The organism is Kitasatospora sp. NPDC034035 (genome assembly GCF_055575755.1).
Genome location: NZ_JBVISA010000009.1, coordinates 229,930 through 245,677 on the forward strand (window position 1 = coordinate 229,930; position 15,748 = coordinate 245,677).

The following is a 15,748-nucleotide window of genomic DNA, read 5'->3' on the forward strand; positions in this document are numbered from 1 at the left end:
GCGGTTGCCCCGGGCCTTCGGCGGGTGGGTGGTCAGGCGGGGAGGACGGCCTCGAGGGCGGCGATGAGCTCCGCCGCCTCCGGCTCGACCCGCGGCCGGATCCGGGCGGCCACGGTGCCGTCCGGGGAGATCAGGAACTTCTCGAAGTTCCAGGAGACGTCCCCGGCCTGGCCCTCGGCGTCGGCGACCTGGGTGAGCTGCTGGTACAGCGGGTGCCGGTCCTCGCCGTTGACGTCGATCTTCTCGAACAGCGGGAAGCTCACGCCGTACGTGGTGGAGCAGAAGGTCTGGATCTCCTCGGCGCTGCCCGGCTCCTGCCCGGCGAACTGGTTGCAGGGGAAGCCCAGCACGGTGAAGCCGCGCGCGGCGTAGCGCTCCTGGAGGCGCTCCAGCCCGGCGTACTGCGGGGTCAGGCCGCACTTGGACGCCACGTTGACGATCAGCAGGGCCTTGCCCTTGTGGTCGGCCAGCGAGGTGGGCTCGCCGGCGAGGGTGCGCAGCGGGATGTCGTACAGGCTCACGGTGGTGGTCCTTTCGGCAGGTCGGCAGCGGATTCGCGCCCGGGCACACGGTAGCGGCCCCGGACGGGTCAACCGTGCCGGCGCCGCCGGTGTTCCGGGCGCGAGGGGGCGTACGGAGCGGCTCGTACGCCCCCTCGCGACGGGTCGGAGCGCTACGTCAGAGCGCGAGCGGCTTGACGGCCGTCGGCGCGTGCTCCGGGAGGGTGGCGAGCTCCTCGAACTCGTTGACCTTGTCGATGTCGCTGCCGCTCATCGAGATGTTGGTGACCCGCTCCAGGATCGCCTCGACCACGACCGGGACGCGGAACTCGGCGGCCAGCTTCTTGGCCTCCTCGAACGCGGGCAGCAGGCCCTCCGGCTCGGTGACCCGGATCGCCTTGCAGCCCAGGCCCTCGGCGACCTTGACGTGGTCCACGCCGTAGACGCCCAGCTCCGGCGCGTTGATGTTCTCGAACTCCAGCTTGACCTGGAAGTCGATGTCGAAGTTGCGCTGCGCCTGGCGGATCAGGCCCAGGTAGGAGTTGTTGACCAGCACGTGGACGTACGGGATCCGGTGCTGGGCGCCGACCGCCAGCTCCTCGATCATGAACTGGAAGTCGTAGTCGCCGGAGAGCGCGACGACCTGGCCCTCGGGGTCGGCGGTGGCGACGCCCAGCGCGGCCGGGATGGTCCAGCCGAGCGGGCCGGCCTGGCCGCAGTTGATCCAGTGCCGCGGCTTGTAGACGTGCAGCATCTGCGCGCCGGCGATCTGGGAGAGGCCGATGGTGGTGACGTAGCGGGTCTCCGGCCCGAAGGCCCGGTTCATCTCCTCGTAGACGCGCTGCGGCTTGAGCGGCACGTTGTCGAAGTGGGTGCGGCGCTGCAGCGTGGCCTTGCGCTCCTGGGTGGAGGCGGCCCACGCGCCGCGGTCCTTGAGCTGCCCGGCGGCCTTGAGCTCCTCGGCGACCTGGACGAAGAGCTCCAGCGCGGCCTTGGCGTCGGAGGCGATGCCGAGGTCCGGGGCGAAGATCTTGCCGATCTGGGTGGGCTCGACGTCGACGTGGACGAACTTGCGGCCCGCGGTGTAGACGTCCAGGCCGCCGGTGTGGCGGTTGGCCCAGCGGTTGCCGATGCCGAGGACGAAGTCGGAGGCGAGGAAGTTCTCGTTGCCGTAGCGGTGCGAGGTCTGCAGGCCGACCATGCCGGCGTTCAGCTCGTGGTCGTCCGGGACGATGCCCCAGCCCATCAGGGTCGGGATCACCGGGACGCCGGTGAGTTCGGCGAACTCCAGCAGCAGCGCGGAGGCGTCGGCGTTGATGACGCCGCCGCCGGCCACGATCAGCGGGCGCTCCGACTCCTGGAGCAGCGCGATGGCCTTCTCGATCTGGATGCGGTTGGCGGTCGGCTTGTAGACCGGGAGCGGTTGGTAGGCCTCGGGGTCGAAGTCGATCTCGGTCAGCTGGACGTCGATCGGCAGGTCGATCAGGACCGGGCCGGGGCGCCCGGAGCGCATCAGGTGGAAGGCCTGCTGGAACATGCCGGGGACCTGCGCGGCCTCCAGCACGGTGGTCGCGGCCTTGGTGACCGGCTTGGCGATCGAGGCGATGTCGACGGCCTGGAAGTCCTCCTTGTGCAGCCGGGCGACGGGCGCCTGGCCGGTGATGCACAGGATCGGGATGGAGTCGGCGATCGCCGAGTACAGGCCGGTGATCATGTCGGTGCCGGCCGGGCCGGAGGTGCCGATGCAGACTCCGATGTTGCCGGCCTTGGCGCGGGTGTAGCCCTCGGCCATGTGGGAGGCGCCCTCGACGTGCCGGGCGAGCGTGTGCCGGATCCCGCCGGAGGCCTGGAGGGCGGCGTAGAACGGGTTGATGGCGGCACCGGGCACGCCGAACGCGACCTCAACGCCTTCGAGCTTGAGGATCTCCACGGCCGCGCGGGCGGCTGTCATACGAGGCATCGGGTTTCTCCTGCGTCGGCCCGCAGTGGCTCGGAGGGCTCATCTCCTGAATTCCACCATACGGAAGAGCGGTTTCTGTATGTGGAAACAAGGTAGGGCGGGCCTCGTCGGGGCGTCAAGGGGGGCTTCAACAGAATGTGTCAGTCCGCGCCCGAGGGGAATTGGCGGGTCGACCAGGAAGATTCCGTACGAACGGGCGACGATCGTGCGGGCGTACGGAGGGAAGCGATCGTTCCGCGCGGGAAAGCGTGCCCGGTGTGCAGCACACGTGAAGGGGCGGTGACCGAGGTGGGTCCGCCCCGACCCCCTGGGTACCGTCGGTGGCACGCCGGGCCCGTGACGTCCAACTGAGGCCGCGGCAGGGGGGTTCGGGAGCGCCGGGGAGCGGGGGAAGTCCGCCGGCGGCCCCGTCCAGGACCAGCGCGCCCGGTCCGCCGCACCCGAGCGAGGGACGCACCCCCCGGCCGCACCGCGGTCCTCCGCCCTTCCTTCCTCTCCCGCCTTCCCTCGTCTCCCGCTGCGACCTCCCGCTGCGGCCTTCTTCTGCTGAGACCTGCTCCCGCACGGCACCTTTCTCCCGCACGGCACCTTTCTCCCGCACGGCAACCGGCGTGCCCGCAGCGGCGGGCGCGCGGAAGGAACGTCCCCATGCGCTGCTGTACCCCTGCCCGACCCCCGGCGGTGACCGGGTGAACCGACCGCCGCACCGGAGCGAGAGCCCGCCGGGCCGCCCCCGGAAGAACGCCCCGCCGGGCCGGACCCGGCTCTCGATCGCCGCGCTGCGCGCCGTGCCCTGGCGCCGGGACCTGCCCGCCTCGCTGGTGGTGTTCCTGGTCGCCCTCCCGCTCTGCGTCGGAGTGGCCGTCGCCTCCGGCGTCCCGGCCGAGCTCGGCCTGGTCACCGGCATCGTCGGCGGCCTGGTGGTCGGCGCCCTGCCCGGCAGCAGCCTCCAGGTCAGCGGGCCCGCCGCCGGGCTGACCGTCCTGGTCGCCGACGCCGTCCGGCAGTACGGCACCGGCGCCCTCGGCCTGCTGGTGCTCGGCACCGGCCTGCTCCAGCTGGCGATGGGCGCCCTGCGGCTCGGCCGCTGGTTCCGGGCGATGTCCGCCTCGGTGGTGCACGGCATGCTGGCCGGCATCGGACTGACCCTGGTGTTCGGCCAGCTCTACGCGCTCGCCGACCGCCGCGCCCCCGCCACCGGACCGGAGAAGATCGCCGGACTGCCCGGCCTGCTGAAGGACGTCATCACCGCCGCGGCCGAACCGAGCGCGGTCGCCCTCGGCCTCGGCACCCTGCTGGTGCTGTTCGGCTGGAGGTACCTGCCGGAGCGGGTCGCCCGCGCCGTCCCCGCGCCGCTGGCCGCCGTCGGCCTCGCCGCCGCCGTCACCGCCGCCGCCGACCTGCCGGTCGCCCGGATCCGGGTGGCCGGCCTGCTCGACGTCGTCCGGCTGCCCGACCGTGACTCCCTGGGCGCGCTGGCCGGCACCGCCGGCATCGGCACGGTCGTCGCCTTCACCCTGATCGCCTCCGCCGAGACGCTGTTCAGCGCCGCCGCCGTCGACCGGATGCACCACGGCCCGCGCACCGACTACGACCGCGAACTCACCGCCCAGGGCGTCGGCAACACCGTCTGCGGCCTGCTCGGCGCGCTGCCGATGACCGCGGTGATCGTCCGCAGCGCCACCAATGTCCAGGCCGGCGCCAAGACCAAGGCCTCCCGTTTCCTGCACGGCTGCTGGCTGCTGCTGTTCACCGCGCTGCTGCCCGGTGCGCTCGGGCTCGTCCCGCTCACCGCGCTCGCCGCCGTGCTCGTCCACGCCGGCGCCAAGCTCGTGCCGCTGCGCCGGATCGTCGCGCTCTGGCGCGGCCACCGGGGCGAGGCGCTGGTGCTCGTGGTGACGGCGGTCTCGATCATCGCCACCGACCTGTTCGAGGGGGTGCTGATCGGCATCGGCCTGGCGGTGGTCAAGTCCGCCTGGCAGACCTCCCACCTGCAGATCGCGGTGGAGGAACTGGTGCTGCCGAGCGGCCAGGCGCTGCACCGGGTCCGGCTGAGCGGCAACGCCACCTTCCTGCGGCTGCCCCGGCTGCTGGACACCCTGGAACGGCTGCCGGACGACCGGCCGGTCGAGCTGGACTGGTCCGGGCTGCGCCACCTGGACCACGCCTGCACGGTCGCCCTCACCTCCTGGGCCGCCCAGCACCGGGCCCGCTCCACCGCACCGCTGGCCGTCGAACCGCCGCTGCCTTCGGTGGCCTGACGGGCTGTCCGGCTAGCCTGGTCGCCGGTTCGGGAGGGTCCGAACCGGCGACCAGTGCCGTCGACACAAGGAGCGCAGAGCCGTGATCGCAGCCTTTTCGGTGACCCCGCTGGGGATCGGCGAGGACGTGGGGGAGGCGGTCGCCGCCGCCGTCCGGGTGGTCCGCGCGAGCGGGCTCCCGAACCGGACGGACGCGATGTTCACCAGCATCGAGGGCGAGTGGGACGAGGTGATGCCGGTGATCCGGGAGGCGATCGAGGCGGTGAAGGCCCACAGCAACCGGGTGAGCACGGTCATCAAGATCGACGACCGGGTCGGGGTCACCGACGGCCTCACCGCCAAGGTCGCCTCCGTGGAACGCCACCTCGCCGAGGGTTAGCGCCTGCCCCGTTCGGCGACCGGCTCCGGCCGGCGCCGGGCACCACGCGGGAGCGGCCTCAGTCCAGGACCAGCACTGCTTCCCGCTGCACGGGGATGCCGGTGGCCTGCGCGGCCTTCGCCTCCACCGTCCACACTCCCGGCGGGGGCGAGAAGGTGGCACTGTAGCCGCCGTCGCCGTCGGGGCGCAGCCGCCGCCGCTCGACGGTCTCCCCGCCGGCCGCCGAGACGAGGCGGGCCTCCAGGAGGAGGCCGGGGTCCTCGGACACCGCGGTCACCGGCAGCGGGGTGCCGGCGGCCACAGCCTCCGGGACGTCGATGCCGAACCCGGTGCCGAGTGTCTGGTACGGGCGGTGGTCCAGCGCTTCGTATCGGTCGTACAGCTGGCGGTGGAGCATGGCGTCATTGGGCAGGGCCGTGTGCCCGAGACGGAACCAGTCGACCCGGGCGGCGTCCTCCCACTCGGGTGGCGTGGCCGACAGGCACGGCACGGTGCCGTCCCCCTGCCAGCGGTCCTGGTCCCCGAAGCGGTCCGCGTAGGTGACGGTCCCCCCGCTCACGCCGAGCGCGACGTCGGTCGGCTCCCCCTTGCCACCCGAGGCGAACACCCGGTACGCGGCGGGGCGGCCCGCCATCAGGTCGGCCGCGGCGTTCCGGCGCACCGCCTCGTCCAGCTCGCGGCGGAAGGCGAAGGCGTCGTCGACCATGGCGCTGTCGAGGTCGGGAAGGGGCACCGCGTTCAGCCGCGTCCCCGAGGCGTGGTCCGTCACGCACTGGTAGGTGGGCAGGAGTTGGTGGACGGACGGCATGGTGCGGGCAGCTGTCACGAGGGCTTCGCGCAGCCTGGTCCCGATCCCGAGGAGCTTCCTGCCGGACAGGGTCCCGGTGAGGATCCGTACGGCTTTCACCGCACCCGAGTACGGCGTTCCGATGGTCACCAGTGACCGGGCGGTCTCCCGCCCGCCCAGTACCTCGAGGTAGTAGCGGGTGACCAGGCCCCCCATGGAATGGCAGACGAAGACCACGCGGGGTTCCTCCTCGTCGCCCGCCGCCCGTCGTTCCTCGCGCCACCGCGCGAGTTCGCGGCCGGTGAACTCCTTCAGCAGGGCCGCGGAGTGCCGGTTGGACAGCCGCCAGTCGTAGGGGAACACGGCGACCCGCCCCTCGGCCAGCTCCCCCAGGTGCCGGGCCAGCTCCCGGTACGCCACGTGGGGCAGCAGCCCCGGGTAGATGCGCGGTTCCCGCAACAGGCCGGCGGGCGTCAAGGCGTACGGCCCGTCGGGCGCCTCGTCGCCCAGTCCGGGAGGCAGTGTCAGACGTTCGAAGAACCGTTCGGCGCCCAGGGCCAGTCTGCCGCCGACGCCGAACGACAGGTTCCACACGTCGCGACCGTCTCCGTCGCGCAGAACGCTTCCCATCACCCCGGGGACGAACACCACAAGATCGTGTGCCACCTGCTGATCCTCCTTCACTTCGCCGGTTCGCTGTCGGTGCCGACGTTCAGGCCGGAACGGCGCCGCCGGGCGGGGACACCGTCAGGACGTCCATGCGTTCCAGGCCCACGGACGCCACGACGAGCTCGGATCCCCCCGGCGCGGCCTGTGCCATCACCTGGTAGACGGCGAAGCCGCGATCGGGTACGCCCGGCGCGGGCCGATCCGCGTGCACGTCCCACAGGTGCAGCACGTGCGAGGCGTCGGCGGCCAGGACCACCACGCGGTTGCCCGGCAGGCTCCGGCAGACCAGGGAACGCACCGCCGTCACCGTCGTGCTCAACGGGCGCAGTTCCACGGCGCCGCGCGCCGCCTCCAGTGCCGCCGGCTGTGCGACGAAGACACCCTTGTCCGTCGCCACGGCGACATGCCTGCGCCCGTTGTCGTCGTGCGTGCCGGACAGGGCGCGGACGGGTGCACGGTCCGACGGCCTCAGCGGCACCGGGGTGCCGGGCTCCTCCCCGTCCCACAACCACACGGTGTCGCCCGCACCGGCGATCAGGAAGGAGCGGCCCAGCGGCGACTCGACGAAGGAGAGGCTGCGCACCATGTCGTTGGGCACGTGCAGGGGCGGCAGGGCCGTGGCGGACCGTACGTCCCAGCGCCGGACATGGCGGTTGTCGGCGGCGAACACCCGGACGGCCCGGCGGGCGGCCAGAGTCACGGCCCTCACCGTGCCGTCCTCACCGGGCGCGACGGGCAGGGCGGTCGCCGCGCCGGCCCCGAGCCGGCGGACCACGACGGTGGGCCCGTGCGCCGTGCTCCGCCCGGCTGCCGCCAGCCACAACGCACCCGAGGTGTCAGCGCGCAGATCCACGGCCTTGTAGGCGGCGAGCTCCGACTCGTCGTGGACGACCCGCCCCCGCAGGTCCCACACCCGCACGGCTCCCCGGGCGGCGACGACCACGGCACCCTCGCCGGGAGCGGTGCACACCAGGGCCCCGGCGTGCTCCAGGCCCGGTGCGGGCAGCCCCGTGCGGCCGCTCGGGGAGCCCGCGTCCGCGGCGGGCCCGTGCTCCCACACCCGTACCCGGCTCCCGTCGGCCACGGCCACCCGGCCGCGCAGTACCGTGACGGAGGTCGGCCGCGACCGGAGTCCGGTCAGCGGGGCGAGCTCACGGCGGGCTGCCACGTCCCACTGGCGGATCCGCCCGCCGTCCACCGCGAAGAGCAGCGGGTTCGTGGAGTCGGTCAGGGCGGCGGTCGCTCCCGAGGGGTGCCGGAGACGGGCGCTGAAGACGGACTCCGCCCGCAGCTGCCGGCCCTCCTCGTCGAGCCGCCACACGCGAACCTGCGGGCTCGACGTGGTGACCGCGGCCACCCAGGGACGGTCGCCCGCCGTGGTGACGGCGAGGCATTCCACCCGGCCGGCGTCGGAGCCGAACGCGCCGCGCCCCACGCCGACCCACGGATCCAGGGCGACCACCCCCCGCTCGCCGCCGACCAACAGGCAGGGCGAGCCCCCGACGGTGGTGACGGCCGTGGCGTACACCTCGCCCACCCGGCTCCGCCAGAACCCGAGATGCCGAAGCCGGCCTTCCCGCCAGTCCCAGACGGCCACATGGGTGCCGAAAGCGGCCGCGACGATCTCCCGGCCGGCCGCGATCCCCACGGCGACGGCGCTGATGGGCGCCGCCCAGCCGAGCATGTGGACGAGTCCCGGCCCGCGCCGCGGCCAGACCAGGACGCGTTCGGCGGCTGCCGCCACCGCTGCGATCCCGCATTCGTGGGAGGGAGCGGCCAGTGCCGTCAGCCGAGGGGTCGCCGCGCCGAGTGCGGCGGGTACGTGGCCCCGTACGAGGTCGGGCCGACCACCGAGGGTGCTCCAGTGCCACAGGCGTTCGGCGGCGGCGTAGAGTCCTCCGTCCGGGCTTGCCGACACGACGAGGACGTCTCCGAACGGCAGGCCCAGGCTGCGTTCGGGGGCGGACCGCTCAGCGGTGGTCCACTCGTCCGTCCAGTGCAGGTGTGCGGCGGAACGCGCCCAGGGCATGAGTTCCGGCTGCTGACGCAGGGCCTCCGCCTGCAGCAGGGCGGCGCGTTCGTCCGGCGACCTGCGCGCCAGGTCCTCGGCGATCGGCCGGTACAGGTCCACCTCCGCCGAGGCGGCCGCGCCGGGCTGGTCGAGTTGGGCCACGAGCCGCTCGGGATCGAGCCGGACGAGCAGTTCGGCGTCCTGGAGGAGACCGGCCAGCCGACCGGCCCGGGCGGCGTGCGCGGCCGCGTACCGCGCGATGTAGGAGTTGGTGGCGCCGCGGCCTCGGTACAGCTCGTGGTGGACCTGGTGGAGCACCGCGGCCATCGTGGCGTGCGTCTCGGCGTCCGGGAGGCCGGCGGCGCGCAGCACGTGGCTGACGAGCGCCTCGTGGTTCAGCCGGAAGACCGGCTGGCCGGCCTCACCGTGCGCCACGATGTGCGCGCCGCCGAACTTGCGCATCGCGACGATGTCGTGGGCCTCGTAGTGATGGCTCTCTCCTCGCGCCTCGGCCAGTGCCCGGGCCGCCAGGAGCCAGATCCTGTCGTCCTCCGGCAGACCGGCTCCGAAGGAGAGCGCCAGCGGGATCAGGAGTCCAAGAGCCCAGCCGGCGGCGCAGGTTGCGCCCGGTGCGGCCGTGTCCAGCGCCCGGATCTCGTGGTCCAGGGCCTCGTCCAGTCCCGAGGCCAGCACCTGCCGGAACTCCTCGTCCTCCGGTCCCACCGCCCGGTTCAGCCGCAGCAGGGCGGAGCAGTGCAGCTTCGCCACCAGGAAGGTGCCCGCGCTCCGGTGCCCCAGGGCGCGGCACACCGCGTCGAGTGTCCCCTCGGCGTCGCGGTACGGCCCTTCCGGGCCGCCGAGGCGGGCGCGCACATAGCCGAGGATGTCGTCGTCCCGGTCCGGCGCGCGGTCGAGGTCGAACCTGAGTGCGCCGTCCAGGAGCGCGGCGGCACCCCCTTCGGGCAGGGGTCGCGTGCCGATCAGGACGCGGACGGTCGGCTCGTGGGAGAGCGGGATCAGGACCTCGACGATGAGCGAGTCCAGGTGGGCCGGGTCGGTCTCGTCGAGCCCGTCGACCAGGAAGGTCGTCGACGCGGCGTCACGGCACTTCGTCAGCAGGGCGTCCATCAGCGCCCGCAGATCCGGCCAGCCGTCCCCGGGTTCCTCGAGTTGCAGGCCCTCGGCCAGCTCACGCGCGCATTCGAGGGCGCTGCGGCCGCGGCACTGGATGCCGGCGTCGATGGCGCTGAGCATCGCCCGTCGGCGGATCGGCGAAAGCCCTCTGAACTGCGGGGTGTTCGCGATGGTCATCAGGGCCAGCTGGGCGAGTAGAGCCGACTTGCCGCTGCCCGGGCCCCCGGTGACGATCAGCGCGCCGTTGCGGCCGGATGAACCGATCCAGTCGACGAGGCGGCCGAGGTAGTTCCGCCGTCCGGTGAAGAAGCCGGCGTCGTCCTCCACGAGCAGCCCGGTGAAGCGGCTGCGCAGCATCGTCTGCACGTGGGCGTCGAGCAGCTCCTGCCGACGCGACCGGGCAGCCGTGGACAACGGCCGGGCGAGCGCGTCGTAGTACGGGTTGACGATCAGGCCGACGAGCCTGCTGCCGCCGTGGAACTGCGGGTACACCAACTCGTCGGCGAGCACACTGCTGACTGCCTCGACCACCTCGGACGCGTGCAGTGCCTGGGCGTACGGCGTCCACAGCAGCCGCTCGCGGAACTCGAAGCGGGGATCGTCGCAGACGCGGCGGAACGCGTTCAGCCAGGCGCCGAGCTGCGCCCGCTGGTCGCCGTGCACCGTGCCGAGGACGCCCACCCCGCGGAAGTCGGGTGAGCCCTTGGCGGCCGGCCGCGGGCCGAGGTGGTCGTCCTCTCGGTCGAAGAAGCCCGCGTGCACCTCGCGGGCGGCGTCCGAGGCGTGGCAGGTGTCGAGGACCACCAGGATGTCGCCGCTCGCCTGTCTGAGCAGTTCGGCCATGTCCTCGGTGGTCAGGCTGCCGTCGTACTGGTCCGGATCGAGGTCCCGGCAGGGCAGGACGACCGCCCTGCTCCGGCCCTTCTTGATCCCGTGACCGATCCAGTAGAGGATCTTCCGCCTGGCGGGCGAGGCCGCGAAGCGGCGCAGCCCCTGAAGGACCTCGTGCCTCGTGCCCGTGACGGGCGGGGCGTCGGTCGTGAAGCCCAGCCGACGCGCCAGTGAGCGGAACTCCTCGGCGTGCTTGCGGGCGCCGGGCAGGTCGAAGTGCGGGTGGTGATCGTAGGTGTCCAGGCACACCACAACGGCCTCGCCGTGGTCCCCGCCCATCCCCACTCGACCTCCCCCGTCCGTGGCAGATCATGTTGCCGCTCGTCACACCGGTGTGCAACTGTCATGTATCAGAAGCGGATTGACGGATGGGGGAACCCTTGCGCGACCGGGAGCACTTCCGTATCGGGCCACTGCGCACCACCTGTTACGTCTACGAAGGGGACGGCACCCGGCCCATCAGCGAGCGGAACCTCAGGATCTACTACGAGGCCGACGATCCCGTGTTCGTGCCGGAGGAGGTGCGGCGCTGGCGCCAGGAGATCGAGGACGAGCAGCGCACCCGTGCGGTGGCGGGCCGTGACCGGCGCTGGAACCATCCGCTGTTCGCGGTGGAGACGGTGGCCGTCACCCGCAGCGACGACCGCGAGGACCCGATCGTGGAGATCAGGTTCTCGTCGGCCGACTACTTCACCTTCCTCGCCGCCCAGCAGCTGGATCGGGCCCTGGAGGACGGCGAAGGCGCGGGAAGGACGCTGCGGGAGCACTACCTGGACGGCCAGGACCCCATCCTCGTCAACGGCTTCCTCTCCGCCAGCTTCGGCGCCAATGTGGCCGTCGTGACGGGCCGCGACCAGAAGATGCTGTTCTCCCGGCGCAGCGCGACCGTCGGCATGAACGCCGGGAACTGGAACTCCTCGGCCAACGAGGGGCTGTCCGGGCGGCACGACCTCAAGGACGGGGTGCCCGACCTCTTCGGTGCCGCCCGCCGTGCCCTGCGTGAGGAGCTGGCCGTCCACGAGGACGACCGCTGCGAGCTGGAGCTGCTCTCCTTCGCGATGGACACCGAGCTGCACCAGTGGGCCGCGTTCTTCCTGGCCGTGCTGCCGGATCTCAGCGAGGAGCAGCTGCGCGACCGGTGGAGCAGGGGCATCGACGACAAGTGGGAGCACAGCGAGTTCCGCTTCGTCCCGGCCGAGCCCGACGACGTGCTGGCGTTCATGCTCAGTCCCGAGGTCCGGGGCCGTTGGACGGCCTGCGGCCCGGCCCTGTTCCACCACGGGCTGGTCCGCCTGATGACGCGGCGGCTCGGCGACGCGGGTAAGGGGCGGATAGGGGTGGAGAAGGCCATTGACCGCGCCGTGGCCGCACTCGCCGACACGGGGGGAGCAAGCGGGCCCGCCTGATCGGTGCGCCGTCTCGGCCGGCCGGGGCCGCGGCCGGCCGAAAGCAGCCGCGGCCGCCGGGGGGTTGTGCGGCTCGGGACCAGGGGCGGTCGTCCTCCCGTGCGGGTGACTTCCGCACCGTCGGGGCTGGGCTCAGGTCGTGGTGCTCGGGGCTTCGGCCGGGGCCGGTTCGGCCGGTGCGCCGGCGGCGGAGCGGCGGGTCAGGGCGCGGTCCAGGGCGTACGGGCCGGAGCCGAGCACGGCGATGGTGAGGAACGCCCAGCAGAACATGACCGAGGCCTCGCCCCCGTTCTGCAGCGGCAGCAGCGCGTGTTCCTGGTGGACGGTGAAGTAGGCGTAGGCCATGGAGCCGGAGCAGAGCAGGGCGGCCGACCGGGTGCCGGCGCCGAGCAGGACCAGGGCGCCGCCGACGAGTTGGATCAGGGCAGCCCACCAGCCGGGCCACTGGCCGAGCGGGAGGGTGCCGCCGCCCTTGGCGCCGCCCAGGACGCCGAAGAGCGAGGCGGCGCCGTGGCAGGCGAAGAGCAGGCCGACGACGATCCGAAAGGCCGTCAGCACCACGGGTCTGGCGGCCTCGGCGGCCTGGCGGGGGGTGGTGGGGAAGTGTGCGGACATGCCGGAACGCCTCCTGTGGGGAGGAGGGATGGGGCGGTAAGGCTAGCCTTGGTCTAGTCCACTTGGCAATGCCCTGTCAGATGTTCGGCGCGGGTCGGAGCTCGGCTTTTCTTGACCGATCATTCTTGAACTGGCTAGGGTGTGCGACATGGCCAGAACGAAGGAATTCGACCCGGACGCGGTACTGCAGGCGGCCCTCGAGCTGTTCTGGCAGCGCGGCTACGAGGCCACCTCGATGGCCGACCTGGTCGAGCGCCTCGGCATCGCCCGGGCCAGCATCTACGCCACCTTCGGCAGTAAGCACGAGCTCTACCTGCGGGCGCTGGAGCGGTACGCCGAGCAGACCGACCCGGTGCTGCTGGCGGAGCTGTCCCAGCCCGGTCCGGTGCTGCCGGCCGTCCGGGCGCTGGTGCGGCGGTACGCGGCGGAGTCGGCCGGGGGCCGGCGGGAGCGCGGCTGCTTCGTCATCAACACCGCCGTCGAACTCGCCCCGCACGACCCCTCGGCGGCCCGCCGGGTGGGAGCCAGCCTCGCCCACCTGGAGACGGTGCTGACCGCCGCCCTGGTGCGGGCCGAGGCGCAGGGCGAACTGCCCGCTGGGCGGGAGCCCCGGGCGCTCGCCCGGATGCTGATGGTGCTGATGCAGGGCATGCGGGTGATGGGCAAGACCGCCGACGGCGCGGCCCGGGTGGGGGACGCCGCCGAGCAGGCGCTCACGCTGCTGGACCCGAGGTGACGGCCGGCGACTGACGACCGGCGGCCGAGGCCTGACCGGTCGCGTCCTCTGCTGTTCATAATCTGGACCGAACGGTCTTTATAGAGAAGGGGAGGTTCTCATGAGTGCCGCTACGGCGGGTCGGTTCGGATTCGCACTGCTGGGCGTCGTACAGGCGGTGCTGATCTTCACGATCACGATCCTCACCGTTCCGCTGCCACTGGTGGCCCGGGAGTTCGGGCTCGGCCCGTCCGGAGTGCTGCTGCTCAGCGCCTCCTACGGGCTCACCTTCAGCTCCCTGCTCCTCCTCGGCGGTCGGCTGGCCGACCGTCACGGCGGGCGCCGGATCCTCCGAGCGGGCCTGCTCCTGCTCGGCGCCGCCTCGATCGCCTGCGCCCTCGCGCCCGGCTACCCCGTCCTGCTCGCGAGCCGCCTCGTCCAGGGCGCCGGCGCGGCCCTCACCGCCCCGGCGGCGGTCGCGGTGGTCCGCGTGCTCCACCCCGAACCCGCCGCCTACCGACGGGCGATGGCCACCTGGGGCGGCCTGTCGGTGCTCGGCGCCACCGTCGGCAGTGTGCTGTCCGGCGCGGTCGCCGCCGCGGTCTCCTGGCGCTGGCTGTTCGCGGTGCCCGTCCTGGTCGCCCTCACCGGACTCGCCCGCTCCGGCACGCTGCCCGCCGCCACCCCCGCCGGGCGCCGCCCGGCCCTGGACCTGCGCGGCGCGGCCCTCGCCACCGCCGGTGTCTGCGCGGCGAGCTACGCCCTGGTCGCGTCCACCGACGGCTGGGCCGACCCCGAGGTGTACGGGCCACTGCTCGCCGGACTCGCCCTGCTGCTCGCCTTCGCCGCCGCCGAACGCCGCACCGCCGACCCGCTGCTGCCGCCCGGTTTCCTGGCCGACCGGCGCCGCGCCGTCGCGCTCGCCGCCGTCATGGTGACCGCCGCCGGCACCACGCTGACCTTCGTCCTGCTCTCGCTCTACCTCCAGCAGCAGCGCGGCTGGAGCGCCGCCGCCACCTCCGCGGCCTTCCTGCCGTACGCGGCCGCCCTGCTGCTGTCCGGCCGCCTGGCCGGCCCGCTGACCGTCCGGTACGGCCCGGCGCCGGTCACTGCCGGCGGGCTCGCCGTGGCGGGTGCCGGACTCGCCCTGCTCGCGGGCCTCGCTCCCGGCAGCGGGTACACCCTCGGGCTGCTGCCCGGACTGCTCCTGCTGCCCGCCGGAGCCGCCGCGGCCTTCGCCGGAGCGGCCGTCCTCGCCACCGGCGGGGTGGCCCCCGAGCGGACCGGCCTGGCCGCGGGCGTGTACAACACGGCCATGGAGCTCGGCCCCACCGCCGGGTTGGCCGCCCTGATGGCGCTCGCCGCCACCCGCGCGAGCGTCGTCGGCGGATACGCCACGGCCTTCGCGGCGGCCGCCGCCGGGCTGGCACTCACCGCCGTCGCGGTCGCCGCCCTGTCCCGAACCACCAGCGCGCCGGAACCAAGCACCACCGCACCGGATCGCATCACCACCGGACCGGAACCAAGCACCACCGCGCCGGAGCCAAGCACCACCGCGCCGGAGCCAAGCACCACCGCACCGGAGCCAAGCACCACCGCACCGGAACGAACCAGCACCGCGTCAGAACGCACCACTCGGATCAAGGAGTTCACCTCATGACCACGCGTTTCGCCGACAAGTCCGTCCTCGTCACCGGTGGCGGCAGCGGCATCGGACGGGCCATCGCGCTCGCCTTCGCCCAGGAGGGCGCCCGGGTCGCGGTCGCCGGCCGCTCCGCGGGCCCGCTCGCCGAGACCGTCGAGCTGATCGAGCAAGCCGGCGGCAAGGCGGTCGCGCTGACCGGCGACGTGACGAACAGTGAGGACGCCGCTCGGCTGGTCCGCGAGACGGTCGAGCGGTTCGGCGGGCTGGACGTCGCCGTCAACAACGCCGGGGTGCTCGGCGCCCTCGGCCCGGTCGCCGACATCGACGAGGCCGAGTGGCAGCGGGTGATCGACATCAACGTCACCGGCACCCTGCTCGCGATGCAGCACCAGATCGGCCACCTGCGGGCCCACGGCGGCGGCGCGATCGTCAACGTCTCCTCCAATGTCGGTGCCCACCGGCGGATCGCCGGCATCGGCGCCTACGCCGCCAGCAAGGCCGCCGTCACCGCACTGACCCGCGCCGCCGCCCTCGACCACATCGCCGAGGGCGTGCGGATCAACCTGGTGAGCCCCGGCCCGGTGGACACCCCCATGTCCTCCCGCCCCGGCGAGAGCGCCGCCGACAAGGGTGAGCGGATGAAGGCCCAGGTCCCGCTCGGCCGGGCCGGCGCGGTCGAGGAGATCGCCGCCGCCGTGCTCTACCTCGCCTCGCCCGAGGCGGGCTACACCGTCGGCGCCGACCTGGTGCTGGACGGCGGCGCCACCGCCTGACC

Annotated in this window: 11 protein-coding genes; 6 read left to right on the top strand and 5 right to left on the bottom strand. The window is 73.3% G+C overall.

Features of this window, described 5'->3' with window-relative positions; translation table 11 throughout:
* Positions 1–32: 32 nt before the first annotated feature.
* Complete coding sequence (locus ACZ52J_RS15725) at positions 33–521, bottom strand: glutathione peroxidase (protein WP_360491506.1); 489 nt, start codon at positions 519–521, stop codon at positions 33–35.
* Positions 522–678: 157 nt separating this feature from the next.
* The gene (gene gcl / locus ACZ52J_RS15730) at positions 679–2,451 is read right to left on the bottom strand and encodes a glyoxylate carboligase (RefSeq protein WP_465619242.1); all 1,773 of its coding nucleotides are present in this window, start codon (positions 2,449–2,451) and stop codon (positions 679–681) included.
* Between the two features lie 779 nt (positions 2,452–3,230).
* Between gcl and ACZ52J_RS15735 the strand changes: the two genes are divergently transcribed.
* Together ACZ52J_RS15735 and ACZ52J_RS15740 are read left to right on the top strand one after the other, a co-directional pair.
* The gene (locus ACZ52J_RS15735; protein WP_465619244.1) at positions 3,231–4,721 is read left to right on the top strand and encodes a SulP family inorganic anion transporter; all 1,491 of its coding nucleotides are present in this window, start codon (positions 3,231–3,233) and stop codon (positions 4,719–4,721) included.
* A gap of 82 nt (positions 4,722–4,803) precedes the next feature.
* Complete coding sequence (locus ACZ52J_RS15740) at positions 4,804–5,100, top strand: MTH1187 family thiamine-binding protein (RefSeq protein WP_465619104.1); 297 nt, start codon at positions 4,804–4,806, stop codon at positions 5,098–5,100.
* A 58-nt stretch (positions 5,101–5,158) separates the two neighbouring features.
* Here the strand turns inward: ACZ52J_RS15740 and ACZ52J_RS15745 are convergent, their stop codons facing one another.
* The gene (locus ACZ52J_RS15745) at positions 5,159–6,553 is read right to left on the bottom strand and encodes a lipase family alpha/beta hydrolase (protein ID WP_465619106.1); all 1,395 of its coding nucleotides are present in this window, start codon (positions 6,551–6,553) and stop codon (positions 5,159–5,161) included.
* Positions 6,554–6,599: 46 nt separating this feature from the next.
* Positions 6,600–10,871 carry a hypothetical protein gene (locus tag ACZ52J_RS15750; protein ID WP_465619108.1) on the bottom strand — a complete coding sequence of 1,424 codons (4,272 nt, stop codon included), beginning with the start codon at positions 10,869–10,871 and terminating at the stop codon, positions 6,600–6,602.
* 89 nt (positions 10,872–10,960) lie between these two features.
* Between ACZ52J_RS15750 and ACZ52J_RS15755 the strand changes: the two genes are divergently transcribed.
* Positions 10,961–11,998 (top strand): translation initiation factor 2, encoded by a 1,038-nt coding sequence (locus tag ACZ52J_RS15755; RefSeq protein ID WP_465619110.1) that lies wholly within the window; start codon positions 10,961–10,963, stop codon positions 11,996–11,998.
* Between the two features lie 132 nt (positions 11,999–12,130).
* Here the strand turns inward: ACZ52J_RS15755 and ACZ52J_RS15760 are convergent, their stop codons facing one another.
* The gene (locus ACZ52J_RS15760) at positions 12,131–12,613 is read right to left on the bottom strand and encodes a DoxX family protein (RefSeq protein WP_465619112.1); all 483 of its coding nucleotides are present in this window, start codon (positions 12,611–12,613) and stop codon (positions 12,131–12,133) included.
* A gap of 148 nt (positions 12,614–12,761) precedes the next feature.
* On the opposite strand from ACZ52J_RS15760, the gene ACZ52J_RS15765 reads away from it, so the two are divergent.
* The 3 genes from ACZ52J_RS15765 to ACZ52J_RS15775 all read left to right on the top strand — a co-directional run bounded on the left by ACZ52J_RS15765 (position 12,762) and on the right by ACZ52J_RS15775 (position 15,746).
* Complete coding sequence (locus ACZ52J_RS15765) at positions 12,762–13,349, top strand: TetR/AcrR family transcriptional regulator (protein WP_465619114.1); 588 nt, start codon at positions 12,762–12,764, stop codon at positions 13,347–13,349.
* 100 nt (positions 13,350–13,449) lie between these two features.
* Positions 13,450–14,988: an MFS transporter gene (locus tag ACZ52J_RS15770; RefSeq protein WP_465619116.1), complete on the top strand. Its 1,539-nt coding sequence runs from the start codon at positions 13,450–13,452 to the stop codon at positions 14,986–14,988.
* Positions 14,985–15,746 (top strand): SDR family NAD(P)-dependent oxidoreductase, encoded by a 762-nt coding sequence (locus ACZ52J_RS15775; protein WP_465619118.1) that lies wholly within the window; start codon positions 14,985–14,987, stop codon positions 15,744–15,746. The genes ACZ52J_RS15770 and ACZ52J_RS15775 overlap by 4 nt, the downstream gene beginning before the upstream one ends.
* Positions 15,747–15,748 lie beyond the last annotated feature (2 nt).